Origin of the sequence: Synechococcus sp. L2F (assembly GCF_024345695.1) — a bacterium.
Taxonomy (GTDB): Bacteria; Cyanobacteriota; Cyanobacteriia; order PCC-6307; family Cyanobiaceae; genus MW101C3.
The window spans coordinates 282,830-305,259 of the sequence record NZ_JAGQBP010000003.1 but is presented as its reverse complement, the minus strand read 5'-3'; the positions used below and the strand labels follow the sequence as shown (position 1 = coordinate 305,259).

Annotated in this window: 19 protein-coding genes; 13 read left to right on the top strand and 6 right to left on the bottom strand. The window is 68.3% G+C overall.

Going from position 1 to position 22,430, the window contains the following annotated elements; translation table 11 throughout:
• Positions 1-224: 224 nt before the first annotated feature.
• The 4 genes from dnaK (at position 225) to murQ (ending at position 4,995) form a co-directional block, all read left to right on the top strand.
• Positions 225-2,510, top strand: coding sequence for a molecular chaperone DnaK (dnaK, locus tag KBZ19_RS10585; protein ID WP_255100900.1), 2,286 nt, complete (start codon positions 225-227; stop codon positions 2,508-2,510).
• 5 nt (positions 2,511-2,515) lie between these two features.
• Positions 2,516-3,523, top strand: coding sequence for a DnaJ domain-containing protein (locus KBZ19_RS10580; RefSeq protein ID WP_255100899.1), 1,008 nt, complete (start codon positions 2,516-2,518; stop codon positions 3,521-3,523).
• Positions 3,524-3,586: 63 nt separating this feature from the next.
• Positions 3,587-4,051: a DUF3110 domain-containing protein gene (locus KBZ19_RS10575; protein ID WP_094510480.1), complete on the top strand. Its 465-nt coding sequence runs from the start codon at positions 3,587-3,589 to the stop codon at positions 4,049-4,051.
• Positions 4,048-4,995, top strand: a complete 948-nt coding sequence (gene murQ / locus KBZ19_RS10570) for an N-acetylmuramic acid 6-phosphate etherase (RefSeq protein WP_094510479.1) — start codon at positions 4,048-4,050, stop codon at positions 4,993-4,995. The genes KBZ19_RS10575 and murQ overlap by 4 nt, the downstream gene beginning before the upstream one ends.
• Before the next feature lie 33 nt (positions 4,996-5,028).
• On the opposite strand, the gene KBZ19_RS10565 is transcribed toward murQ, so the two are convergent.
• Positions 5,029-5,973 carry an S-methyl-5'-thioadenosine phosphorylase gene (locus KBZ19_RS10565; protein ID WP_255100898.1) on the bottom strand — a complete coding sequence of 315 codons (945 nt, stop codon included), beginning with the start codon at positions 5,971-5,973 and terminating at the stop codon, positions 5,029-5,031.
• Positions 5,974-6,062: 89 nt separating this feature from the next.
• On the opposite strand from KBZ19_RS10565, the gene KBZ19_RS10560 reads away from it, so the two are divergent.
• Complete coding sequence (locus KBZ19_RS10560; protein ID WP_255100897.1) at positions 6,063-6,503, top strand: peptidylprolyl isomerase; 441 nt, start codon at positions 6,063-6,065, stop codon at positions 6,501-6,503.
• Positions 6,504-6,637: 134 nt separating this feature from the next.
• On the opposite strand, the gene ribBA is transcribed toward KBZ19_RS10560, so the two are convergent.
• The gene (gene ribBA / locus KBZ19_RS10555) at positions 6,638-8,230 is read right to left on the bottom strand and encodes a bifunctional 3,4-dihydroxy-2-butanone-4-phosphate synthase/GTP cyclohydrolase II (protein WP_399220150.1); all 1,593 of its coding nucleotides are present in this window, start codon (positions 8,228-8,230) and stop codon (positions 6,638-6,640) included.
• A 247-nt stretch (positions 8,231-8,477) separates the two neighbouring features.
• Here ribBA and argC point away from each other — a divergent pair, with 247 nt between their 5' ends.
• Positions 8,478-9,554, top strand: a complete 1,077-nt coding sequence (gene argC / locus KBZ19_RS10550; RefSeq protein ID WP_094512828.1) for an N-acetyl-gamma-glutamyl-phosphate reductase — start codon at positions 8,478-8,480, stop codon at positions 9,552-9,554.
• Here argC and purN read toward each other — a convergent pair.
• Positions 9,545-10,210 carry a phosphoribosylglycinamide formyltransferase gene (gene purN, locus KBZ19_RS10545; protein ID WP_094513006.1) on the bottom strand — a complete coding sequence of 222 codons (666 nt, stop codon included), beginning with the start codon at positions 10,208-10,210 and terminating at the stop codon, positions 9,545-9,547. The genes argC and purN overlap by 10 nt on opposite strands.
• Positions 10,211-10,217: 7 nt before the next feature.
• Between purN and KBZ19_RS10540 the strand changes: the two genes are divergently transcribed.
• The 3 genes from KBZ19_RS10540 to KBZ19_RS10530 are packed head-to-tail and all read left to right on the top strand — an operon-like array spanning position 10,218 to position 13,230.
• Complete coding sequence (locus KBZ19_RS10540; protein ID WP_255100896.1) at positions 10,218-10,559, top strand: DUF1257 domain-containing protein; 342 nt, start codon at positions 10,218-10,220, stop codon at positions 10,557-10,559.
• 14 nt (positions 10,560-10,573) lie between these two features.
• Complete coding sequence (locus KBZ19_RS10535) at positions 10,574-12,301, top strand: M61 family metallopeptidase (protein ID WP_255100981.1); 1,728 nt, start codon at positions 10,574-10,576, stop codon at positions 12,299-12,301.
• Positions 12,295-13,230 (top strand): N-acetylmuramoyl-L-alanine amidase, encoded by a 936-nt coding sequence (locus KBZ19_RS10530; protein WP_255100895.1) that lies wholly within the window; start codon positions 12,295-12,297, stop codon positions 13,228-13,230. Before KBZ19_RS10535 ends, KBZ19_RS10530 begins: the two co-directional genes overlap by 7 nt.
• Before the next feature lie 60 nt (positions 13,231-13,290).
• On the opposite strand, the gene KBZ19_RS10525 is transcribed toward KBZ19_RS10530, so the two are convergent.
• Positions 13,291-14,148, bottom strand: coding sequence for a helicase DnaB (locus KBZ19_RS10525; RefSeq protein WP_233132965.1), 858 nt, complete (start codon positions 14,146-14,148; stop codon positions 13,291-13,293).
• A gap of 210 nt (positions 14,149-14,358) precedes the next feature.
• On the opposite strand from KBZ19_RS10525, the gene KBZ19_RS10520 reads away from it, so the two are divergent.
• The 3 genes from KBZ19_RS10520 (at position 14,359) to fghA (ending at position 18,112) form a co-directional block, all read left to right on the top strand.
• Positions 14,359-15,960: a glucose-6-phosphate isomerase gene (locus KBZ19_RS10520; protein WP_094512831.1), complete on the top strand. Its 1,602-nt coding sequence runs from the start codon at positions 14,359-14,361 to the stop codon at positions 15,958-15,960.
• 47 nt (positions 15,961-16,007) lie between these two features.
• A complete protein-coding gene (locus KBZ19_RS10515; protein WP_261346443.1) occupies positions 16,008-17,126 on the top strand; it encodes an S-(hydroxymethyl)glutathione dehydrogenase/class III alcohol dehydrogenase in 1,119 nt (372 codons plus the stop codon).
• A gap of 131 nt (positions 17,127-17,257) precedes the next feature.
• A complete protein-coding gene (gene fghA / locus KBZ19_RS10510) occupies positions 17,258-18,112 on the top strand; it encodes an S-formylglutathione hydrolase (RefSeq protein WP_255100894.1) in 855 nt (284 codons plus the stop codon).
• A gap of 35 nt (positions 18,113-18,147) precedes the next feature.
• Here the strand turns inward: fghA and leuS are convergent, their stop codons facing one another.
• Together leuS and KBZ19_RS10500 are read right to left on the bottom strand one after the other, a co-directional pair.
• On the bottom strand, positions 18,148-20,778 hold the full coding sequence (gene leuS, locus KBZ19_RS10505; protein WP_255100979.1) for a leucine--tRNA ligase: 2,631 nt from the start codon (positions 20,776-20,778) through the stop codon (positions 18,148-18,150).
• A 177-nt stretch (positions 20,779-20,955) separates the two neighbouring features.
• Complete coding sequence (locus KBZ19_RS10500) at positions 20,956-21,177, bottom strand: Hfq-related RNA-binding protein (RefSeq protein WP_094512834.1); 222 nt, start codon at positions 21,175-21,177, stop codon at positions 20,956-20,958.
• A gap of 32 nt (positions 21,178-21,209) precedes the next feature.
• Here KBZ19_RS10500 and dapF point away from each other — a divergent pair, with 32 nt between their 5' ends.
• Complete coding sequence (gene dapF, locus KBZ19_RS10495) at positions 21,210-22,412, top strand: diaminopimelate epimerase (protein ID WP_255100893.1); 1,203 nt, start codon at positions 21,210-21,212, stop codon at positions 22,410-22,412.
• The last annotated feature ends 18 nt before the right edge of the window (positions 22,413-22,430 follow it).

Below are 22,430 nucleotides of genomic sequence, written 5' to 3'. Positions count from 1 at the left end.
TCAATGGTTCAGCGTCCACCCAAAAACTAGTGCCGACCACTGCTTGAATTCCACTAAGAGGGCGTTAACGACAACCCCAGATGGGCCTGGCCGTGGGCCTTCAGCGGGGTTGGAGAGGTTCGGGGTCCTGGGCTGAGACCCACTCTTGAACCTGGCCAGCGGGAGGCGTTGCAGCGGCCGCCCGACAGGGAAGCCGGTAGTTTGGTCCTTCAGTTTGAGGCTCAATGGGTCGGATCGTCGGCATCGATCTGGGCACCACCAACTCGGTGGTGGCGGTTCTGGAGGGCGGCCGTCCCCAGGTGATCGCCAATGCCGAGGGCACACGGACCACCCCATCGGTGGTGGGCTTCAACCGTGACCAGGAGCTGCTGGTGGGCCAACCGGCCCGGCGCCAGCTGGTGCTGAATCCCCGCAACACCTTCGCCAACCTGAAGCGTTTCGTGGGCCGCAGCTGGGACGAGCTCGACGACGACAGCCTGGCCGTGCCCTACACCGTGCGTGCCAACGACCAGGGCAACGTGCGGGCTGTCTGCCCTGCCACCGAGCGGGAATACGCGCCCGAAGAGCTGCTGGCCTGCATCCTGCGCAAGCTGGTGGACGATGCCGCCACCTATCTCGGCGAACCGGTGGAAGCGGCGGTGATCACCGTTCCTGCTTATTTCAACGATGCCCAGCGGCAGGCCACCCGCGACGCCGGCCGCCTGGCGGGGCTCACGGTGGAGCGCATTCTCAATGAGCCCACGGCGGCGGCCCTGGCCTATGGCTTCGATCGCAGCCTGGTGAAGCGGGTGCTGGTGTTCGACCTCGGCGGCGGAACCTTTGACGTCTCACTGCTGCGCATCGCCAATGGGGTCTTCGACGTCAAATCCACCAGCGGCGACACCCAGTTGGGGGGCAACGACTGGGACCGCCGCATCGTTGACTGGCTCGCCGACGGCTTCCTGAGCAGCAACGGCATCGACCTGCGCCGCGACCGCCAGGCACTGCAGCGCCTCACCGAGGCGGCCGAGAAGGCGAAGCAGGAGCTCTCCGGGGTGGCGAGCACCCCGGTGTCCCTGCCGTTCATCGCCACCGGTCCGGAAGGACCACTGCACATCGAGGTGGTGCTGGAGCGCCGCCAGTTCGAAGCGCTTTGCCCCGATCTGCTCGACCGACTGCTGCGGCCGGTGCAGCGCGCCCTGCGGGATGCGGGCATGGCCGCCGAAGAGATCGACGATGTGGTGCTGGTGGGCGGCTCCACCCGCATGCCGATGGTGCAGGACATGGTGCGCACCCTCATCCCGCGTGAGCCCTGCCAGTCGGTGAATCCCGATGAGGTGGTCGCCATCGGCGCGGCAGTGCAGGCCGGCATCCTCACCGGTGAACTGCGCGACCTGATGCTCAACGACGTCACCCCCCTCTCGCTGGGACTGGAAACGATCGGCGGTGTGATGAAGGTGCTGATTCCGCGCAACACCGCGATCCCGGTGCGCCGCTCCGACGTGTTCAGCACGTCGGAGGCCAACCAGTCGGCGGTGGAGGTGCACGTGGTGCAGGGCGAGAGGCAGATGGCGGCCGACAACAAATCACTGGGCCGCTTCCGCCTCTCCGGCATCCCCCCCGCTCCCCGTGGTGTGCCTCAGGTGCAGGTGTCCTTCGACATCGATGCCAACGGGCTGCTGCAGGTGTCGGCCACCGACCGCACCACCGGCCGGCAGCAGAGCGTCAGCATCCAGGGGGGCTCGAACCTCAGCGAGGACGAGATCAACGCCCTGCTGGAGGAGGCGGAACGCAAGGCGGTGGAAGACCGGCGCAAGCGGGCCGAGGTGGACCGCCGCAACCGCGCCCAGACGCTGGTGGCCCAGGCCGAGCGGCGGCTGCGCGATGCGGCGCTGGAGCTGGGGCCCTATGGGGCGGAGCGGCAGCAGCGATCGGTGGAGATGGCGCTCCGCGATGTGCAGATGCTGGTGGGTGGCGACGATCCGGTGGAACTGGATCTGGCCGTGAGCCAGCTGCAGGAGGCCCTCTATGGGCTCAACCGGCGGCTGGTGAGTGAACGCAAGAGCGAGGCCGGGCCGCTGCAAGGCCTCAAGAACACGCTCGGCTCCCTCAAGGATGATCTGTTCGCCGACGACGATGACGACTGGGACCGCCCGGGCGGCCGCGATCGCCCGCGCCGTGAGGCCTGGGACTCCGCACCGCTGAACCGCAGCGCCTACGACGCTCCGGCGGCCTATGGCCCAACTGACTATGGGCCGCCCAGCTACGGCTCGCCGACCTACAAGCCGCCGAGCTACAGCCCCCCCAGCTATGGCAGCTCCTCTTATCCCACCACCAGCTACGGCACGCCCCGCTACAGCGACGTGGATGGCGAAGCAGCTGACGACGCCAGCCCTCGCAACCTCTCCAGCCGCGGTCGCCAGAGCTTCGCCGATGACAACCGCTACCGCCCCTCCAGCGATGAGGAGCCGTCGGCACCGCCGCCCCGCCGCGTCAGAGCGGCCGCCGATGACCCCTGGTCGGAGGACTGACCTCGGTGACCCGCAGCGCCTCCCCCCCGGCGGCCATTGATTACTGGGCGACCCTGGGGCTTGAACCCGGTGCGGACGCCGCTGCCCTCAAGCGGGCGTTCCGCCAGCAGGCGCGCCGCTGGCACCCCGACCTCAATGGCAACGATCCCGTAGCCGAGGAACGCTTCAAGCGAGTCAATGAGGCCTACGCGGTGCTCAGTGACCCCAAGCGTCGCCAGGCCTGGGAACGGGGGCAGGAAGCCGGCGGGGCGCAGAGCGGCAGCCGTGATCGCTTCGCCAGTGGCTTCCCAGCATTCGAGGAGTACCTGGAGGCCCTGTTCGGTCGCACCACAACGGCTGCCAGCGACGACGACGACGAGCCTGAGGACGGCCCGACCGACCTCGCTGACGAGGAGTCGGCGGAACCGAGCGCGGCGCCTGCTTCAGCGCCGGCCGGGCGCAGCCGCGAACATGGCGGCGGGCGGGTGACCCAGGCGCCAGCGTCTCCGCCGCCGGTGCAGGCCAGCGCTGATCTGGAAACCACCGTGGAGCTCACCCCGGAGCAGTCACTGGCCGGGGAACGACTGGAACTGTCCCTGCCCGACGGCACCGTTGTGGAGCTCTGGACCCCGCCGCTGGCCGGGGACGGCTGGCGCCTGCGGCTGGCCGGGGTGGCGCCCGGAGGGGCCGACCACTTCATCCAACTGCGGGTATGCACGCCTGAGGGTCTGCGCATCGATGGCCTGCGTGTGCTCTACACCCTGGATCTCTTCCCTCCCGCCGCCGCGCTCGGCTGCCGTGCCGTGGTGCCCACCCTGCAGGGCGATGTGCAGCTCACCGTGCCGCCTGGATCCTCCAGCGGACGTCTGCTGCGGCTGCGGGGCAGGGGGCTCGCCCACCGTGGCCAGCGTGGCGACCAGCTGGTGGAGATTCGGATCGTCGTGCCGGAGCAGCTCGATGACGCCGAGGCAGCGCTCTACCGGCGATTGGAGCAACTGGCCGAGCAGGCCGAAGCGGAAGCAGAAGCCGGCTGACCGGTGCCTGAGCTGACCACTGGCGCGGGGTGAGACACTGACCCCATGGCGTTGGAGCGCTCCATGACGGTCCATGTGTTGCTGTTTGACGCCGGCACAGACAACGAAGGCATCCATTCGCTTGAACTCGGCGGCCACACGGTGGTGCTGCTGTTCGAAGACCCCGACGACGCCGAGCGCTACGCGGGCTTGCTGGAAGCGCAGGATTTCCCGCTGCCTTCGGTAGAGGCGCTGGAGCGGGAGGAGATGGAGCTGTTCTGCGCCCAGGCTGGCTACGAGGCACGCTTCGTGCCAACGGGCTTCCTGCCCCAGTCGCCGGAGGAGCGGCTGTGGATCTCGCCCCCGGAACGCAACATGGATGTGAGCAACTGGAACGAGGAGGCCAGCGGGACCAGCACTGCAGCAAGCGGTGCGGCAGAAACCACCGCCGGCCTGGTCTCCACCGACGACGGCGTGCCCGAAGCCGAGGCCTCAGCGGCCAGCGATGAACTGGAAGCCTTTCGGCGCCGGCTTGAAGGCTTGCTATGAGCCAGTCTTCAGCCTTCGGCGTGGCCGCAGGTGACCGCGGTCACCTGCTCACCGAACAGCCGAATCCCGCCAGCAGTGCGCTGGATCAGCTGGAAACCCGCGCCATTGTTGAACTGTTCTGCGAAGAGGAGCGCTGCTCCCAGCTGGCGGTGGCCGCAGCGGCACCGGCGCTCAGCGCCGCCGTTGACGCGATCGTGGCCCGGCTGCGCGCAGGTGGCAGGCTCTTCTACCTGGGTGCCGGCACCTCCGGCCGCCTGGGTGTGCTGGATGCCGCCGAGTGCCCTCCCACCTTCTGCAGCCCGCCCGAGCTCGTGCAAGGGGTGCTCGCCGGGGGGGCGCCGGCCCTGCTGCGCAGCTCCGAAGGACTGGAAGACCGCGCCGAAGCCGGGCAGACCGACCTGGAAGCCCGCGGTTTCTGCAGCGACGACGCGCTTGTGGGAATCGCCGCGGGGGGCACCACCCCCTACGTGCATGGCGCTCTCCTGCATGCGCGCCGTCTCGGCGCCCTCACGATCGGCATGGCCTGTGTGCCCACCTCCCAGGCGCCGATGCCCTGCGACATCGACATCCGCCTGCTCACCGGCCCTGAACTGGTGACCGGCTCCACCCGGCTCAAGGCCGGCACCGCCACCAAGATGGCCCTCAACATCCTCTCCACCGGCGTGATGGTGAAGCTGGGCAAGGTGCACGGCAACCGCATGGTGGATGTGGCGGTCACCAACAGCAAGCTGGAAGACCGGGCCCTGCGCATCCTGCGGGATCTGGCCGGGGTGGAGCGACCGCGCGGCATCCAGTTGCTCGAGGCAGCGGGCGGATCCGTTAAGCGGGCCCTGCTGATGGCGGTCACCGATCTGGATGCCGCAGCGGCGGCGGCCGCACTCGATGCGGCCGGCGGTCACCTGCGGCCTGCTCTGGCCGCCCTCGGCGCCCAGCTCAGCCACTGAGTGCCCGGGGCGGCCCTTGGAGGGCAGGCTGATCTAGGCGGCAGCTTCGTCAGGCACGAAGGGGCCCCAGTAGGGAGCGGTGAACAGGTCAAGCTTTTCGCGCGTTTCAGCCGGCACCCGCTCCATCGGCGTCATCAGGGCATTGCGCAGGGCGCTGTGGGCGCTGCTGGCGGGCCGTTGTGCAGCGATGCGCTCGGCCGCTACCTTCACCACCTGCTGCGCCAGCTGTGCATTGGCGTGCAGGTTCTGGATCACCAGCTCCACGCTCACCGAGTCATGGTCGCTGTGCCAGCAGTCGTAATCGGTGACCATGGCCAGGGTGGCGTAGGCGATCTCCGCCTCGCGCGCCAGGCGGGCCTCGCTGTGGTTCGTCATGCCAATCACCGAGCAGCCCCAGCTGCGGTAGAGGTTGGATTCAGCGCGGGTGGAGAAGGCGGGGCCTTCCATGCAGAGGTAGGTGCCGCTGCGGTGCAACTGGCGGCCGGCCGGCATGAGGCTGTCGGCCACATCGGCCAGCAGGCGGCTGAGGCTGGGGCAGAAGGGATCGGCGATGCCCACGTGGGCCACGGCGCCGTTGCCGAAGAAGCTCAGCGGTCGTTGGTGGGTGCGATCGATGAACTGATCCGGCACCAGCATGTCGAGCGGGCGCAGCGGCTCCTGCAGTGACCCGACAGCCGAGCAGGAGAGAATCCAGCGCACGCCGAGCGAACGCAGGGCCCAGATGTTGGCCCGGTAGGGCACCTCGGTGGGGGTGAGGCTGTGATGGCGACCGTGGCGCGCCAGGAACACCACCTCGAGGCCGCCGAGCCGGCCCAGCCGCAGGCTGTCGGAAGGGGCTCCGAATGGGGTGTCGAGCGAGAGTTCCCGCACATCCTCCAGGCCTTCCATGGCGTAGAGGCCACTGCCGCCGAGGATGCCGAGCCGGGCACCGCCCAGGTCGTGACCGGAGCCGTTGGGAGCGGGAGCGGTGGCACTCATGACGTCAGGGGTGAGGGGGAATCCCCGAGCGGAGGGTGGGGCACTGTTCTACCTGAGAGTGGATAAAGTCCGTTTTTCCCGAGCCTGCCGTGACCAAAGCCCAGATGGAGACCGATGCCGGCATCGTGGAACTCGAGCTGTTCGACGCCGATGCCCCCGCAACGGTGGCCAACTTCGTGAAGCTGGCCGAAGCCGGTTTCTATGACGGCCTGGCCTTCCATCGCGTCATCGATGGCTTCATGGCTCAGGGCGGCTGCCCCAACACCCGACCCGGCGCCGCCGGCGCCCCCGGCACCGGTGGCCCCGGCTACAAGATCCCCTGTGAGATCAACAGCCGCAAGCACCAGGCCGGCACCCTTTCGATGGCCCACGCCGGCAAGAACACCGGCGGCAGCCAGTTTTTCCTGTGCCACGACGCCCAGCCGCACCTCGACGGGGTTCACACCGTGTTTGGCCAGGCAGCGAATCTGGATGTGGTGCTCGCCATCCGCAAGGGCACCAAGATCAACAAGGTGACGATCCTGGCCTGAACGCCTGTGGCCGGATCGGCCCGTCCGCCGGCCAACGACCTGGACGGATTGGGCGGTTCCAACCGGCGATCAGTAGCAAGCGCCGATCAGTGCCAAGCGCCGGTCGGTGCGGGCCCGGTACTGATTGATCTGGCTCACTGCCAGCGCAGCAGCGAGCCGGGCTGGCGGGGCAGGGTGGGCCCGTCCTGGCGCAACTCCAGCAGCGGCCGCAGCTCCGGCTCCAGCGTGGCGCTGGGGTGGCTGCTCCGCTGGGCATCGGGGGTGAGCAGCAGGGTGATCGCCCTGCAGCCAGGCCATTCCGCCAGCAGGCCGAGCAAGGCCGTGAGATCGCCGCGACCGAGGGCGTGGCCGTCGGTGGAAGCCAGCAGCAGCGCGAGCTCCGGTTGCTGGAGCAGAGCCAGCAGCCGGGGATGCTCCTCCCGCCGCAGATCGAGGCTGCGCTGCTGGGCCCAGGCACGCAGCTGGGGCCAGTGCTCCGCTTCGGTGCGGGCGGGATCGTTGCCGCTGCCTTGCCAGGCCAGCACCGCGGTGAGGCCGAGGCTGGTGGGCTGGGGGGGCTCCAGGCCGGGGGGCTGCATCAGCAGATGCCCCAGCTTCAGGCGCTTGGTGCTCAGGTAGGCGGCGTTGTGCAGGCCCGCGTCCATCTCCAGCGGCACGCGGTCGTCGACCTGGAGGCCATAGCCTCCCAGCCCGGCGATCTTGCGGGGGTTGTTGGTGATCAGCCGCAGCCGCTTCACCCCCAGATCGCTGAGGATCTGGGCGCCTACGCCGTAATTGCGCAGATCGGCGGGGAAACCCAGGCGCTCGTTGGCCTCCACGGTGTCGAGGCCGCCATCCTGCAGGCTGTAGGCCTTGAGCTTGTTGATCAGGCCGATGCCGCGCCCTTCCTGGCGCAGATACACCACGATGCCTTCGCCGGCCTCTTCGATCATGCGCAGAGCGGCTTCCAGCTGGGGGCGGCAATCACAGCGCAGGGAACCGAAGGCATCCCCGGTGAGGCATTCCGAGTGCACCCGCACCAGCACCGACCCGGTGGCCCGTTCCGGGTGTCCCTTCACGATCGCCACGTGTTCACTGCCGTCGTGTTCGTTGCGATAGCCGATCGCGCGGAAGGTACCGAAGGCGCTGGGCATCATGGCTTCCGCCTGACGCCGCACGAACCGTTCGGTGGTGAGGCGATAGCTGATCAGATCGGCGATGCTGATCAGCCGCAATCCGTGCTGGCGGGCATACGTCTGCAGTTGCGGCAGCCGGGCCATCGAGCCGTCGGGATTCTGGATCTCACAGATCACGCCGGCGGGATACAGCCCAGCCAGACGTGAAAGATCCACCGCCGCCTCGGTGTGGCCGGCACGCTTGAGCACGCCGCCACGCTTGGCCCGCAGCGGAAAGATATGGCCGGGCCGGCGCAGATCGTGGGGACGGCTCTGGGGATGGATCGCCACCTGGATGGTGCGGGCCCGATCGTCGGCAGAGATGCCGGTGGACACGCCGTTCTCGGGGCCCGCGTCCACGCTCACGGTGAAGGCGGTCTGATTGCTGTCGGTGTTGCGATCCACCATCAGCGGCAGTTCCAGCGCATCGAGGCGCTCCCCTTCCATCGCCAGGCAGATCAGGCCTCGGGCTTCGGTGGCCATGAAGTTGATCTGTTCCGGCGTGGCGAACTGGGCCGCGCAGATCAGATCGCCTTCGTTTTCACGGTTTTCGTCATCCACTACCACCACCATCTCGCCGTTGCGAATGGCCGCCAAGGCATCCGCTACGGGATCAAACCGGATGGCCGCTTCTGCAGCATCGCCGCCTCCCACCTGCGCCGCTGGCGATGACGCCTCAACGCTGCCGCGATCGTGGAGTGGGTCGGAACGGAGAGCCAGGGGACGTGGACCATCAACCTTCATTCTCCACCAGCACACCTGCGCACCGTGAAGAGATCGCTGGACGACCAGTACGCTTTCCCCTCCCAATTGCTACCGCATGGCTCCTACAGAACCAGCCCGGCGCGTGGCCGTGATCGGCGCCAGTGGCTATGGCGGTCTGCAGAGCCTGCGGCTGCTGCATGACCATCCCCACCTGGAGGTGACCTTTCTGGGTGGAGAACGCAGTGCCGGCAAGCGCTGGAATGCGATCACGCCGTTTCTGCCGCTGGCCAGGGACCTGGTGGTGCGCGTGCCTGAACCCGACGCCATCGCCGCGGAGGCCGACCTGGCGGTGCTCAGCCTGCCGAACGGCCTGGCCTCGCGTCTCGTGCCCGATCTGCTGGCGCGCGGGGTGAAGGTGGTGGATCTCTCCGCTGACTACCGCTACCGCTCGTTGAACCAGTGGAAAAGTGTGTATGCAGCGGAAGCCCAGGAGCATCCCCGCCACGACGACGCCCTGTGCGAAGAAGCGGTGTACGGCCTGGTGGAGTGGGAGCGGGAGGCGATCGCCGCTGCCCGGCTGGTGGCGGCCCCCGGCTGTTTCCCTACGGCCAGCCTGCTGGCGCTGATGCCGTTTCTCAGCCAGGGCCTGATTGAAACCAGCGGGATCATCATCGACGCCAAGACCGGCACCTCCGGCGGGGGCAGGGCCGCCAAGGAGAACCTGCTGCTGGCCGAGGCCGGCGAGGCGGTGGCGCCCTACGGCGTGGTGGGCCATCGCCACACCAGTGAGATCGAGGAATCAGCCAGCCGCGCGGCCGGTCTACCGATCCGGCTGCAGTTCACCCCCCACCTGATGCCGATGGTGCGCGGGCTGCTGGCCACCGTCTACGGCCGCCTGCGAGATCCCGGCCTCACCGCCGCCGACTGCACCACCCTGCTGCAGGCCGCCTACCGCCAGAGCCCCTGCGTGGAGGTGCTGCCGGTGGGCACCTACCCCTCCACCAAGTGGGTGCGGCAGACCAACCGGGCCCTGCTGTCGGTGCAGGTGGATGCGCGCACCAGCCAGCTGATCGTGATGTGCGCCATCGATAATCTGGTGAAGGGCCAGGCCGGACAGGGCGTTCAGTGCCTCAACCTGCTGGCGGGGCTGCCCGCCTGCACCGGCCTGCCGCTGCTGCCCTTCTACCCCTGAGCCTGCGCCAGCCGCTCGGCGGCCAGTGCCACCGCCAGCGGCAGGATCCGATGCTCCTGCTGCTGGATGCGGGCCGCCAGGCGGGCATGGTCATCGCCGGGGCACACCGGCACGGCAGCCTGGGCCAGGATCGGACCCCCATCCACTTCGGCGGTCACCAGGTGGGCGCTGCAGCCCGCCAGGGTCACCCCTGCCGCCAGCGCCTGGCCGATCGCGTCGACACCGCGGAAACTGGGCAGCAAGGACGGGTGGATGTTCACCAGGCGCTGCGGAAAGGCCTCGATCAGCACGGGGGTGACGATCCGCATCCAGCCGGCCATCACCACCAGATCCACCTGTGCCTGCCCAAAGGCTTCGATCAGGGCGCCATCGAGCGCCTCCCGACTGCTGAAGCGACGGTGATCGAGCAGACGCCAGGAAATGCCCAGCCGCTCGGCCCGCTCGATGGCCCCGCAGCCCGGCTGGTTCACCACCAGCAACTCCACGCTGGCGTTGAGGTCGCCGTGGCGGCCACTGGCCACCAGCGCCTCGAAGTTCGAGCCGTGGCCTGAGGCCATCACTCCCAGCCGCAGCGGAGGATGCGCCGCCGGCCAGGGCTGTGACAACGGCCACTGGATACCGGCATTCACGTCGCTATGGTCTGCCGCAGCAGGCATCGGGTTCATGTCCCACCTTTCCATCCTGCCAACGGTCGTGAGCGATCTCGATCACTTGGTCGCCACCCTTGAGGAACTCGGTGCGAGCCCTCAAATCGATGGTGTGCTGCAGGGCTTCAACGACGAGCAGGTGCCGGTGGCTGTGAAGGTGCGCCTGGATGGCGCTGCACTCGGCTGGCAGCGCCAGCGTGATGGCTCCCTGGCCGTGGTGGGAGATCTGCAACGGCTGAGCCGCTCCCTTGATGTGCAGCGTTTCCTGGCGGCGGTCACCCGCAGCTACGCCGCCCGCGTCGCCCTGGCCCAGGCGATGCGCGAGCTGCCCCAGGCTCACGTCCATCTCGCTGCCTGACGCCCTTGGATCCGGTGGAGCTCACGCTGGATCTGACGGCGTCTCGCCAGCATCTGATCCGCTGTCGGCTTCGCTTCACCCCCATCCACCAGGCCCTGGAGCTGCACCTGCCGGTGTGGACCCCGGGCTCCTACCTGCAGCGCGATTACGTGCGCCAGCTGCAGAACCTGGAGCTGGTACAAGCGGGAGCCGTGGTGCCGCTGGTGCGGCGCGAGCCGTCGGTGTGGACCGCCCAGCTCAAACCGCTCCTTCCGGTGGAGGTGAACTACGGCGCCATGGCCACCGAACTCACGGTGCGCACCTGCCACCTCGACGACGACCACGCCTGCCTGACTCTGGCCGCCCTGGCCCTGCAGGTGAACGGCGCACGCTGGACGCCGCACCACCTGCACCTGCTGCTGCCAGAGGGCTGGGAGCCGTTCGTGCCGCTGCCCTGTCTGGACGGACCGAGCGAACACCGCTGGATCGCAGCCAGCTTCGACCAGCTGGTGGACACCCCGGTGGAGGCAGGCCCGCACCTATGGCATGGGTTCGAAGTGCACGGGGTGCCGCACCGCTGGGTGTGCTGGTCGGCGGTGGGGGGAGACCCCAATCCGCTGCTGGAGCGCTACCCACAACTGCTCGACGACGTGGCGGGGGTGTGCTCCGCCTGCTGCCGGCTGATGGGTGAAGCGGCTCCGGCCGCTGCTGACTACCTGTTTGTGCTGCACCTGCTGGAGCGGGGCTTCGGCGGCCTCGAGCACGACAACGCCACCGTGCTGCAGTACGGCCTGGAGGAGCTGGCCAAGCCCGGCGGCTACCGCAGGTTTCTCCAACTGGTGGGCCATGAATACCTGCACCAATGGAACGTGCGGCGACTCCGGCCAGCGGAGCTCACCCCGATCGACTACGACCGCCCGATGGTCGTGCCCACCCTCTGGTTCGCCGAGGGGGTGACCAGCTACTACGACCAGTTTCTGCCGCGGCTCGCCGGCATCGGCACCGCCGCCGACCTGTGGGACGACCTGGGCGCTGAGCTCAGCCGCTACCTGCTCACTCCCGGCCGCCTGCTCGGCCAGACCCTGCGCCAAAGCAGCCAGGAAGCCTGGGTGAAGCTCTACCGGCAGGACGCCTACAGCGGAGACAATCAGATCAGTTACTACCTCAAAGGTGCCGTCGTGGCCCTGGTGCTGGATCTGCAGCTGCGCCGGGCCGGTTCGTCCCTGGCCGCCGTGCTGCGCGCGCTCTGGCAGACGCACGGCCGCTGGCGGCGGGGCTACAGCGAAGCCGATCTGATCGAGGCTTTTGCCGCCCAGCTGCCCGAACTTCGCAAGCAACTGCCGGCCTGGCTGGAGGGGCAGGAGGACCCGCCCCTGCACGAGGCGCTGCACAGCGTGGGCCTGGTGCTGGTGCCGCACAAGGACACCGCTCCCTTCACCGGCCTGGCCTGCAGCACGTCCAATTCGAGCCTGAGCGTTCAGAAGGTGGCGCGCCACAGCCCGGCGGAAGCGGCGGGCCTGTGCGTGGCGGACGAGCTGATAGCCCTGGATGGCTGGCGGCTGCACACGCCCAGCGAACTCACGCACCGGTGGCAGGAAGGCCGCAGGCACAGCCTCACGATCGGGCGGCACGGCAGGCTGCGTTGTCTTTCTCTGCAGCCCACAGCGCCGGCGGTGCAGAGCTGGAGACTGCAGCCGGATCCCGACGGCCCGGCGGCGGCCTTGGCCCTGCGCACGCAATGGTTGCAGTTGGTTCCATGCTGAACCACGTCCGCGGACTGGTGGTGCGCGCCCGCCAGCTGGCGCCCGAGCGGGGCGGGGCGGTGGCGCTGGCTGCTTTAGCCGTGCTGGGCCTCGGTGGCCTGGGCTGGCTGGGGCGCGAGATCTCCGCCAGCAACCCCTCCGACGCCAGCCCCTCCCTGCTGGAGCTGCTCGAGCAGGTAGGGGCCCCCCGTTCCGGGTCCTCGGCCCCGGCCGCCACGCCGTCGCTCAATGCCCGCCCAGCCCCCACGCCACCGGCCCACGACCGCTGGGTGAGCCCTCTGAAGCGCCAATGCACGGCCGATCCGGCGCTGAGCCGTCGCCTGGAGGCGAAGGTGGCCGCACTGCCGCTGGAGATGGAGCGCCTCACCATCGATCCCACCAACTACGGCAGCCGCTTCCGCAGCGATGCGTTCGGCAATCCGGTGGACCCCACACCTCGCGTGGTGGTGCTGCACGAAACGGTCTACGGCATGCAATCGGCGGTGCAGACCTTCCTTACCCCCCACCCCCGCGACGAAGACCAGGTGAGCTACCACCTGATGATCGGGGAGAACGGGCAGGTGGTGCAGGCGCTCGATCCTGCTTATCGTGCTTTCGGCGCTGGCAACTCCGCCTTCAACGGCCAGTGGGTGATGACCAACCCGGATGTTGGGGGGTCGGTGAACAACTTCGCCCTGCACCTGAGCCTGGAAACACCGCTTGATGGTGAGGATGCCGACGCGGAGCACAGTGGCTACAGCAACGCCCAGTACGACGCCTTGGCGGTGGTGCTGACCGACTGGATGCGCCGTTTCGGCATCGCTCCCCAGAACATCACCACCCACCGGTATGTGGATCTGGGGGGTGAACGGGCAGATCCCCGCAGCTTCAGATGGTCGGAACTGCAGACGCGTCTCGCAGCCCTCGGCATGCTTTGCAAGTCCGGCTGACGGAGGCCTACCTGGCGTTACGAACAGCTCTGGGACCGACGCTCCAATCGCGTATGCGCCTCAAATCAGCGGAGAAAACTGTGGCTTGCGCTCGCCGTAGATGAGGGCGTGGAGAGCGGGATCCTGCATGTAGCTCAGGATGCGGGCGGGGTAATCCAGCTTGCCGTTGTGGAGGTAGGCCAGGGTGGCGAGCGCCTTGGCATCGCGGGGACCAGCGCTGGCTTGCAGGAGGCGGTCGGTGGGGAATCCCAGCAGGGTGGAGAGGCGGTGAAACTTACCCACCAGCAGCTGCACATTCCGCTCGGGGACCAGCAGCTCACGCCGGGCGGCAGCCCGTTCCTCGGGGCTGGCATCGGCAGGCAGCAAGCCCTGATGCACGAACTCATCGACCCCCAGCTGGGCAGGCCCGTGGGTCTTGAAGAGGCCGGAATCGGCCGCCATCGGCAGATCTTCACCGGGTTTCGCCCGCTGAATCTCGTCGAAAAGCACGGCGGCAACGAGCATCGGGTTCACGCCGAGCCGACGTGACTCGCTCACGATCACCGGCCTCAGCTCCTCAATGCGGCTGACCGTGTGGGCACGCAGCGGGGTGAGCTGATCCAGGCCGTGGGTGAGCAACTGGGCCAGCTTCGGCTGGGGACCATGCACGCCGAAACGGCGCTGCAGCTCACGCAGCTCTTCCGGGGTGAAATCGACCGGATTCGCCCGCAGACCCTGCATCGCCAGCTTGGCGGGTTTGCCGCTGCGGGCATTGAGACTGGTGCTGAGGGCAGCTTCGTGCAGCTTGAGCAACGAGGCAGCATCGGGGTGGCGAACGGTGGCCACCTGGGCATTGATCAGGCCGAGGGCGAGGACCCAGCTGGAGGCTCGCAGCAACGCCGGTGTGCGAAGGGAGCCAAGCGGAATGCGTAGCTTCAAGGCAGCCTTCAAACCGGGTTTTGGAGTCAATTGTTAAATAAACTCTACCGTCGTCCACTGGCTGCTCCCGCACCTTGGGCCGTTTGTGTGGCCGTCCATACAATTACGCCGCTTGCGTGTTCCGGCTCACGGCGATGGGCTGTGTCACGGTTCAGAGGGCGATTCCACCGATAGGTTCATCGCCAGAACCTGTCACTTCCACCAGGGCGCATGACCACGTTTCCAGACTTCAAGCCGCAGCCTTCGGCGGAACAGTGGCAACGGTTCTGTTCGCTGCTCTGGCACCACGAAGGGCTGGGGATGTGGCTGGATGTGAGCCGTATGGCAGTGGGGCCTCAACATTTCGAGGAGCTGGCCCCCGCCTTCACCTCCGCGTTCGCGGCCATGGCCGCGCTGGAGGCCGGAGCCATCGCGAACCCGGATGAAGGACGCCAGGTGGGTCACTACTGGCTGCGGGCGCCGCAGCTGGCGCCCGAGCCAGGAATCGGCGCCCACGTCCGCCAGGAGATCGACGGCATTGAAGCCTTCGCCCAGCAGGTGCTCTCCGGTGAGATCCAGCCGCCGGGCCTGGCGCCCTTCACCGATGTGCTGTGGATCGGCATCGGCGGTTCCGGCCTCGGCCCGCTGCTGATCCTGCGGGCGTTGCAGCAGCAGGGTCAGGGCCTGCCCTTTCACTTCTTCGACAACGTCGATCCGCAGGGATTCAGCCGCACCCTGGCCGGCCTCGGCGAGCGGCTGCGCACCACCTTGATGGTGGTGGTGAGTAAATCGGGCGGCACGCCGGAGCCGCGGCTTGGCATGGAGCAGGCGCGGGCCCGGCTGGAAGCGCTGGGCGGCAGCTGGGCCGATCAGGCGGTGGCGGTCACGATGGCGGGCAGCCAGCTCGACCGGCTGGCAGTGGAGGAGCGCTGGCTCCGCCGTTTCGACATGTTCGATTGGGTGGGCGGCCGCACCAGCATCACCAGCGCCGTGGGCTTGCTGCCGGCCGCATTGATCCAGGCAGATCTGCGCGGCTTCCTGGCCGGTGCCGCTGAGATGGATGAGGCCACCCGGGTGCCCGAGCTCACCGCCAACCCGGCAGCATTGATGGCCGCGGCCTGGTATGTGGCGGGCAACGGCAAGGGCCACCGCGACATGGTGGTGCTGCCCTACCGCGACCGCCTCGAGGTGTTCAGCCGCTACCTACAGCAGCTGGTGATGGAGTCGCTGGGGAAACGGCTTGACCGCAACGGTGAACCCGCCTACCAGGGCATCGCCGTGTACGGCAACAAGGGATCCACCGACCAGCACGCCTACGTCCAGCAGCTCCGCGACGGCATCGACAACTTCTTCGTCACCTTCATCGAGGTGCTGGAAGATCCCACCGATGTGCCGCCGTTGCACGGGGAACATCCCGGTGACTACCTGGACGGCTTCCTGCAGGGCACCCGCGCTGCCCTGTCTGAAGGCGGGCGGCAGAGCATCACGCTCAGCATGCGGCGCTTCGATGCCCGCCTGCTGGGCGCCCTGGTGGCGCTGTTCGAACGCGCTGTGGGGCTCTACGCGGAGCTTGTGAACATCAACGCCTACGACCAGCCGGGCGTGGAGGCGGGCAAGAAGGCGGCCGCCGTGATCCTGGATCTGCAGAGCCGGCTGGAAGCACTGCTGGCCGATGGCGAACCCCACGATCTGGCCAGCCTTCAGGGGCAGCTCAGCATCGACAGCCCCGAGCCCCTGTTCTGGATCCTGCGCCACCTCTGCGGCAATCCCCGCGGCTATGTGGCCAGCGGCGATTGGGGCACGCCCTCCTCCCTGGTGTTTCGCCGCTCCTGAGCCGGAGCCCCTGGGGGCAGGATGGGGCTGGTTTCGGGGGGCAGTCCATGATCCGTTCACGTGCGGCGGTGGCCTGGGCGGCCGGTCAGCCCCTGGAGATCACCACGATCGACGTGGCACCGCCACGAGCTGGAGAGGTGCTGGTGCGGATCGTGGCCACAGGCGTGTGCCACACCGATGCCTTAACCCTCTCCGGCAGCGATCCGGAAGGGATTTTTCCCGCCGTGCTTGGCCACGAAGGCGCCGGTGTGGTGGAGGCCGTGGGGCCGGAGGTGAGCTCTCTGGCGGTGGGGGATCACGTGATTCCGCTTTATACGCCGGAATGCCGCAGCTGCAGCTTCTGCCTGTCCGGCAAGACCAACCTCTGCCAGGCGATCCGCGGCACCCAGGGACGGGGCCTGATGCCCGATGGCACCAGCCGCTTCTCCAAGGACGGCCAGACCATTCATCACTACATGGGCACCTCCACGTTCTCGGAATACACGGTGGTGCCGGAAATCGCCCTGGCGACAATCAACCGCGACGCCCCGCTCGACAAGGTGTGCCTGCTGGGCTGCGGTGTCACCACCGGCATCGGCGCAGTGCTGAACACCGCCAAGGTGGAGGCGGGCAGCACGGTGGCCGTGTTCGGCCTCGGTGGCATCGGTCTGGCGGTGGTGATCGGCGCGGTGATGGCCGGAGCGGCGCGGATCATCGGCATCGACACCAATCCCGACAAGTTCGCGATCGCCCGCCAGCTCGGTGCCACCGAGTGCATCAATCCAAAAGACAGCACCACCCCGATCGAGCAGGTGGTGATCGAGCGCACCGATGGAGGCGTGGATTATTCCTTCGAGTGCATCGGCAACGTGGCGGTGATGCGCGCCGCCCTTGAGTGCTGCCACAAGGGCTGGGGTGAATCCACGATCATCGGTGTGGCCGGCGCCGGCCAGGAGATCTCCACCCGTCCGTTCCAGCTGGTGACCGGCAGGGTATGGCGGGGGTCGGCCTTCGGCGGCGTGCGCGGCCGCACGGAATTGCCCGGCTACGTGGAGCGTTACCAGAGGGGCGAGATCCCGCTTGACACCTTCATCACCCACACCATGGGGCTGGATCGCATCAACGAAGCCTTCGATCTGATGCACGCCGGAGCCAGCATCCGCACGGTGATTGATTTCGCCGGTTGAACCTGGAACCTGGGGGCACACCGCGCCACCCCGATCGACGGCCGCTCTGGCCTCAGCACAGGCGTTCCGGCATCGTCACTGGCCATCGGCAGCCCAGCACCGATCCGTCCCCTTCTGCGGCGTTTTCGTCCATGAGCGACTCCCTTCTCGAAGCCATCAGTGAAAGCCGGTGCTTCGGTGGCGCACAACGCCGCTACCGCCATCGCTCCAGCGTGCTGGGGTGCAGCATGCATGTGTCGGTGTTTCTGCCCCCGCAGGCGCTCGCCAGCGCCCGGGTGCCGGCCCTCTACTGGCTCTCGGGGCTCACCTGCACCGACGAGACCATGGTGCAGAAGGCGGGCGCGCAGCGGCTGGCAGCCGCCCTTGGCCTGGCCCTGGTGGCCCCGGACACCAGCCCCCGGGGGGAGGGCGTGCCCGATGACCCCGACGGCGCCTGGGATTTCGGCCTGGGGGCAGGCTTCTACCTGAATGCCAGCGAAGCCCCGTGGGCTACCCACTACCGCATGCACGACTACGTGGTGGCGGAGCTGCCTGCCCTGCTGGAGAGTGCCTTGCCGCTCAACGAGCGGCGCGGAGTGAGCGGCCATTCGATGGGCGGCCACGGGGCCCTGATCTGTGCCCTGCGCAACCCGGGCCGCTATCGCTCGGTGTCGGCGTTCGCGCCGATCGCCCAGCCCAGCACCTGCCCCTGGGGGGAGAAAGCCTTCAGCCGCTACCTGGGCCCTGAGCGTGGCAGCTGGGCCGCCTGGGAGGCCTGCAGCCTGATCGCCCAGGCCAGCGAGCGCTTGCCGCTGCTGGTGGATCAGGGCAGCGCCGACCCGTTCCTCGACCAGCAGCTGAAGCCCGATCAGCTGCGCAGCGCCGCTGCCGCCGCCGGCCACCCACTGGAGCTGCGGCTACAGCCCGGCTACGACCACAGCTACTTCTTCATCGCCAGCTTCATCGACGACCACCTGCGCCACCACGCCGCCGCCCTGCTGGCCTGAACCGGCCATGGGGCAAGGGCGCAGGGGAGCAAGGTTCAGGGCACCAGGTTCACGAGCTTGCCGGGCACCACGATCACGCGGCGTGGCGGTTGGCCGTCCAGCCACTTACGGGCGATGTCGCTGTCGAGGGCCAGGCGCTCGAGGGTGGCGGCATCGGCATCGGCGGGCACATCGAGGCTGCCCCGCACCTTGCCTTTCACCTGGATCACCAGGGCGATGGTGTCCTGCACCAGGGCAGCGGGATCCAGCTCGGGCCAACCCTGCCGGTGCACGCTGCCGGCCCCGCCCAGCTGCTCCCACAGCTCCGCGGCCAGGTGAGGGGCGAAGGGCGCGAGCAGCACCAGCAGGGTGCGCACCGCCTCCTCGGCCACCGGTGCCGAGACAGCCTCCAGGTGAGTGCCCATGGCATTGCTGAGCTTCATCAGCTCCGACACGGCGGTGTTGAACTGATAGCGCCCGTCGGCCAGGTCATCGCTGATCGCAGCGATCGCCGCATGCACGCAACGGCGCAGCTCCCGGTCGCTCTCGGACGCATCAGCCGCGGCGCCAGGATCGGCGCTGGCAGTGACCGTGGCCGCCATCGACACGCCACGGCTGCGGGCGCCCTGAACCTGCCGCCACACCCGCTGCAGGAAACGGAACTGGCCCTCCACGTCGGCGTCATCCCATTCCAGATCCTTTTCCGGCGGGGCTTTGAACAGGATGAACATGCGGGCGGTGTCGGCGCCGTAGCGATCGATCACGGCCGCGGGATCCACGCCGTTGTGCTTCGACTTCGACATCTTCTCGAAGAAAACCTCCAGCCGATCGCCGTTGATCGGATCGCGGGGATCATTGGGATCGGCCACATCGGCCGGAGCAATGTATTTGCCGGTGTGCGGATTCTTATAGGTGAGGCTCTGCACCATGCCCTGGGTGAGCAGACGCTGGAAGGGTTCATCGAAGCTGAGCAGGCCGCGGTCGCGCAGCACCTTGGTGAAGAATCGGGAATAGAGAAGATGCAGGATCGCGTGCTCGATCCCGCCCACGTACTGGTTCACCGGCAGCCACTGATCGGCGGTCGCCTTGGCGAACGGTAGTGATTCGTTGTGAGGATCACTGAAGCGGAGGTAATACCACGAGGAACACATGAAGGTGTCCATCGTGTCGGTTTCGCGCCGGGCAGGACGGCCGCAGCTGGGGCACGGCACGTTGACCCAGTCGTGCAACTGGCCGAGCGGTGAGGCTCCCTTGCCACTGAAGGCGACACCGCGGGGCAGCTCCACCGGCAACTGCTCGGCCGGCACCGGCACCACGCCGCAATGGTCGCAGTGCACCACCGGAATGGGGCAGCCCCAGTAGCGCTGGCGGGAGATCAGCCAGTCGCGCAGGCGGAACTGCACCCGGGCGCGGCCCCAGCCCTGTGCTTCCGCATGGGCCACGATCGCGGCCTTCGCCTGCCCCGATGGCTGCCCGTCGAACGGCCCGGAATGGATCAGCACACCGGGCTCGGTCCAGGCGGTGCCGTCCCAGTCGTGTTCATCGGCTCCCTCCGGCACGATCACCCGCCGCACGGGAAGTTCGTACTGGCGGGCGAAGACGAAATCACGCGGGTCGTGGGCCGGTACGCCCATCACGGCACCGGTGCCGTAATCGGCCAGCACGTAATCGGCGATCCAGAGCGGAATCGCCTCCCCCGTGAACGGGTGGCGCACCGAACGGCCGAGCGGCACGCCCCGCTTGGGTCGGTCGTCGGCCAGCCGCTCTTGCTCGCTCTGCAGCCCCACCCGCTCGCAGAACACACGCACCGCGTCCTCCTGCTCGGGCGCGGTGAGCGTGGCCACCAGCGGATGCTCGGGCGCCAGCACCAGATAGCTCACCCCGTAGACCGTGTCCGGACGGGTGGTGAACACGGTGATGGTGGTGTCCTGGGTGGTGCCGTCCGGCGCCAGCACGGGAAACTCCAGCTCTGCCCCCACAGAGCGGCCGATCCAGTTGGCCTGCATCGTGCGCACCCGCTCCGGCCAGCCCTGCAGCTGGGGCAGGTCGTCGAGCAGGGCATCGGCGTAGGCAGTGATGCGCAGGAACCACTGCCGCAATTGCCGCCTTTCCACCCGCGCGCCGGATCGCCAGGAGCGGCCGTCCCCATCCACCTGCTCATTGGCGAGCACGGTCTGATCGACCGGATCCCAGTTGACGGTGGCCTCCTTGCGGTAGGCCAGGCCGGCATCGAGAAACTGCAGGAACAACCACTGGGTCCAGCGGTAGTAGTCGGTGTGGCAGGTGGCCAGCTCACGGCTCCAGTCGATCGACAGACCGAGGCGCTGCAACTGCTGACGCATCTGGGTGATGTTGCGATCGGTCCAGTCACCGGGGTCGATGCCCCGTTCGATCGCGGCGTTCTCAGCCGGCAGACCGAAGGCGTCCCAGCCCATCGGATGCAGCACCCTGCGCCCCCGCTGGCGCTGCACGCGGGCGATCACATCGGTGATCACGTAATTGCGCACATGGCCCATGTGCAGGTTCCCCGAGGGGTAGGGGAACATCGAAAGGGCGTAGAAGGTCTGCTCCGTCGCCGCGGGGGCGTCGGCAGACGACGGGCCGGGGTCTGGCGTGGCATCCAGCCCCTCGGCCTGCCAGCGGGCCTGCCAGCGGCTCTCGATCGCCGCGGGCTGGTAGCGACCCACCTCTGGAGCGGTGGCGCGGCCGCTCTCGGCTAAAGGGGACGTATCGGTGGGGCCGGTCTCGGCGATGACCTTCTCGGACACGAGCTTCTCGGGCACGACGGACTTGGCGGCGGCCGCAGGGATCAGCCGTTCACTCTCACGCCCGATCGTGCCACAGCCGTTTCCGGCGCCCCCGGCTCAGGGCGTGGAGCGGATCGACACCACCATGCGGCGATTGATCAGAACCGGGTCGCCCTCGTGTTCACCGCGCAAAGCCAGGAATTCGGGGTCTTGCCAGAGCAACGAGCCGGTGACCTGCACGGAATCCACCAGCAGCAGTTCCAGCTGGTTGCGGCCCCGGATCCAGTGCTGCAGCTGGCGTACGCCCGGAAGGCTCGAATCAAGGGCGGTGATCTCCATAAGATCGGACCCAGGCCTGCTGGGAGAACGGGATGCTGGCGTTCAGCAAGTATCAGGGATTGGGCAACGATTTTCTGTTGCTCGACGGTCGCAACGCCACCACCGTTGATTTCTGTTTTGATCTCACCCCAGAACGGGTGAGCCTGCTCTGCGACCGCCGCTTCGGTGTGGGCGGCGACGGGGTGATCCTGGCGCTCCCGCCCGAGAACGATGGAGAACTGCGCATGCGCATCTTCAACGCGGACGGCACCGAGCCTGAGATGTGCGGCAATGGCATCCGTTGCCTGGCCCGCTTCCTGGCCGACAGCGACGGCGATGCACCGGGCCGCCGCTGGGTGGTGGAAACCCTGGCCGGCCTGATCGTGCCGGAGCTGCTGGCCGATGGCTCCGTGCGCGTCGACATGGGCACGCCGTTCCTGGTGCCTGAGCAGGTGCCCACCACCCTGGCGATCGGTTCGGCCGGCCTGCCCCAGGGGGAACTGAACGTGGCGGGCGAGAGCTTCGCGGTGGCCGCCGCCGGCATGGGCAACCCGCATGTGGTGCTGCCGGTGGAGGCGGTGGCAGCGGTGGATCTGGAACGGCTCGGCCCGCTGCTGGAGTGCCACCCGGCCTTCCCCGCCCGCACCAACGTGCACTTCGTGGAAGCGATCAGCCCCAGCCATCTGGTGATGCGGGTCTGGGAGCGGGGGGCCGGGCCCACCCTCGCCTGCGGCACGGGCGCCTGCGCCACCCTCGTGGCCAGTCATCGCCTCGGCCTGTGCGAACGCTCGGCCCGCGTCGATCTGCCCGGCGGCACCCTCTGGATCGACTGGGACACCAGCTCGGACCACCTGTTCATGAGCGGGCCGGCAGAGCCCGTGTTCGACGGGGTGCTGGCGCCGGAGCTGTTCGGTGAGCTGCCGCCCGATGCGCCCGCAGCTGCTGAGCGGGCAGAGGAGAGCGATGGCCTCGAAGGCACTGCCCCCTCCGCGCCGAGCGGCGGCCTCGCGGGCGTTGCCGGCACCAGCCCGTTGGGCGCACCAGCGGACCTGCCCGAGGCGGCCCCTGCGGATCCAGCCGTCAACTGCGCGGTGGAATGCACCAGGGGCTGTCAGCGACCGGACGACTGCCCCAATGCGGCGGCACGGGCCCGGGTGGAGGCCTTGCTCAACAGCCGCTCGCTTGATGATCTGGTGACCCTGGCCAGCAACTCCCTGGAGGCGCGCACGCGACAACGGCTGGAACGGGAGGGCTGAGCAGCCTGAGTAGGGTCG

Bases quoted from the DNA above. Each gene is read 5' to 3' on its own strand.
- dnaK (WP_255100900.1), top strand. From the start codon at position 225: ATGGGTCGGATCGTCGGCATCGATCTGGGCACCACCAACTCGGTGGTG.
- KBZ19_RS10575 (WP_094510480.1), top strand. From the start codon at position 3,587: ATGACGGTCCATGTGTTGCTGTTTGACGCCGGCACAGACAACGAAGGC.
- murQ (WP_094510479.1), top strand. From the start codon at position 4,048: ATGAGCCAGTCTTCAGCCTTCGGCGTGGCCGCAGGTGACCGCGGTCAC.
- KBZ19_RS10565 (WP_255100898.1), bottom strand. From the start codon at position 5,973: ATGAGTGCCACCGCTCCCGCTCCCAACGGCTCCGGTCACGACCTGGGC.
- ribBA (WP_399220150.1), bottom strand. From the start codon at position 8,230: ATGGTGGTGGTAGTGGATGACGAAAACCGTGAAAACGAAGGCGATCTG.
- argC (WP_094512828.1), top strand. From the start codon at position 8,478: ATGGCTCCTACAGAACCAGCCCGGCGCGTGGCCGTGATCGGCGCCAGT.
- purN (WP_094513006.1), bottom strand. From the start codon at position 10,210: ATGCCTGCTGCGGCAGACCATAGCGACGTGAATGCCGGTATCCAGTGG.
- KBZ19_RS10540 (WP_255100896.1), top strand. From the start codon at position 10,218: ATGTCCCACCTTTCCATCCTGCCAACGGTCGTGAGCGATCTCGATCAC.
- KBZ19_RS10530 (WP_255100895.1), top strand. From the start codon at position 12,295: ATGCTGAACCACGTCCGCGGACTGGTGGTGCGCGCCCGCCAGCTGGCG.
- KBZ19_RS10520 (WP_094512831.1), top strand. From the start codon at position 14,359: ATGACCACGTTTCCAGACTTCAAGCCGCAGCCTTCGGCGGAACAGTGG.
- KBZ19_RS10515 (WP_261346443.1), top strand. From the start codon at position 16,008: ATGATCCGTTCACGTGCGGCGGTGGCCTGGGCGGCCGGTCAGCCCCTG.
- fghA (WP_255100894.1), top strand. From the start codon at position 17,258: ATGAGCGACTCCCTTCTCGAAGCCATCAGTGAAAGCCGGTGCTTCGGT.
- KBZ19_RS10500 (WP_094512834.1), bottom strand. From the start codon at position 21,177: ATGGAGATCACCGCCCTTGATTCGAGCCTTCCGGGCGTACGCCAGCTG.
- dapF (WP_255100893.1), top strand. From the start codon at position 21,210: ATGCTGGCGTTCAGCAAGTATCAGGGATTGGGCAACGATTTTCTGTTG.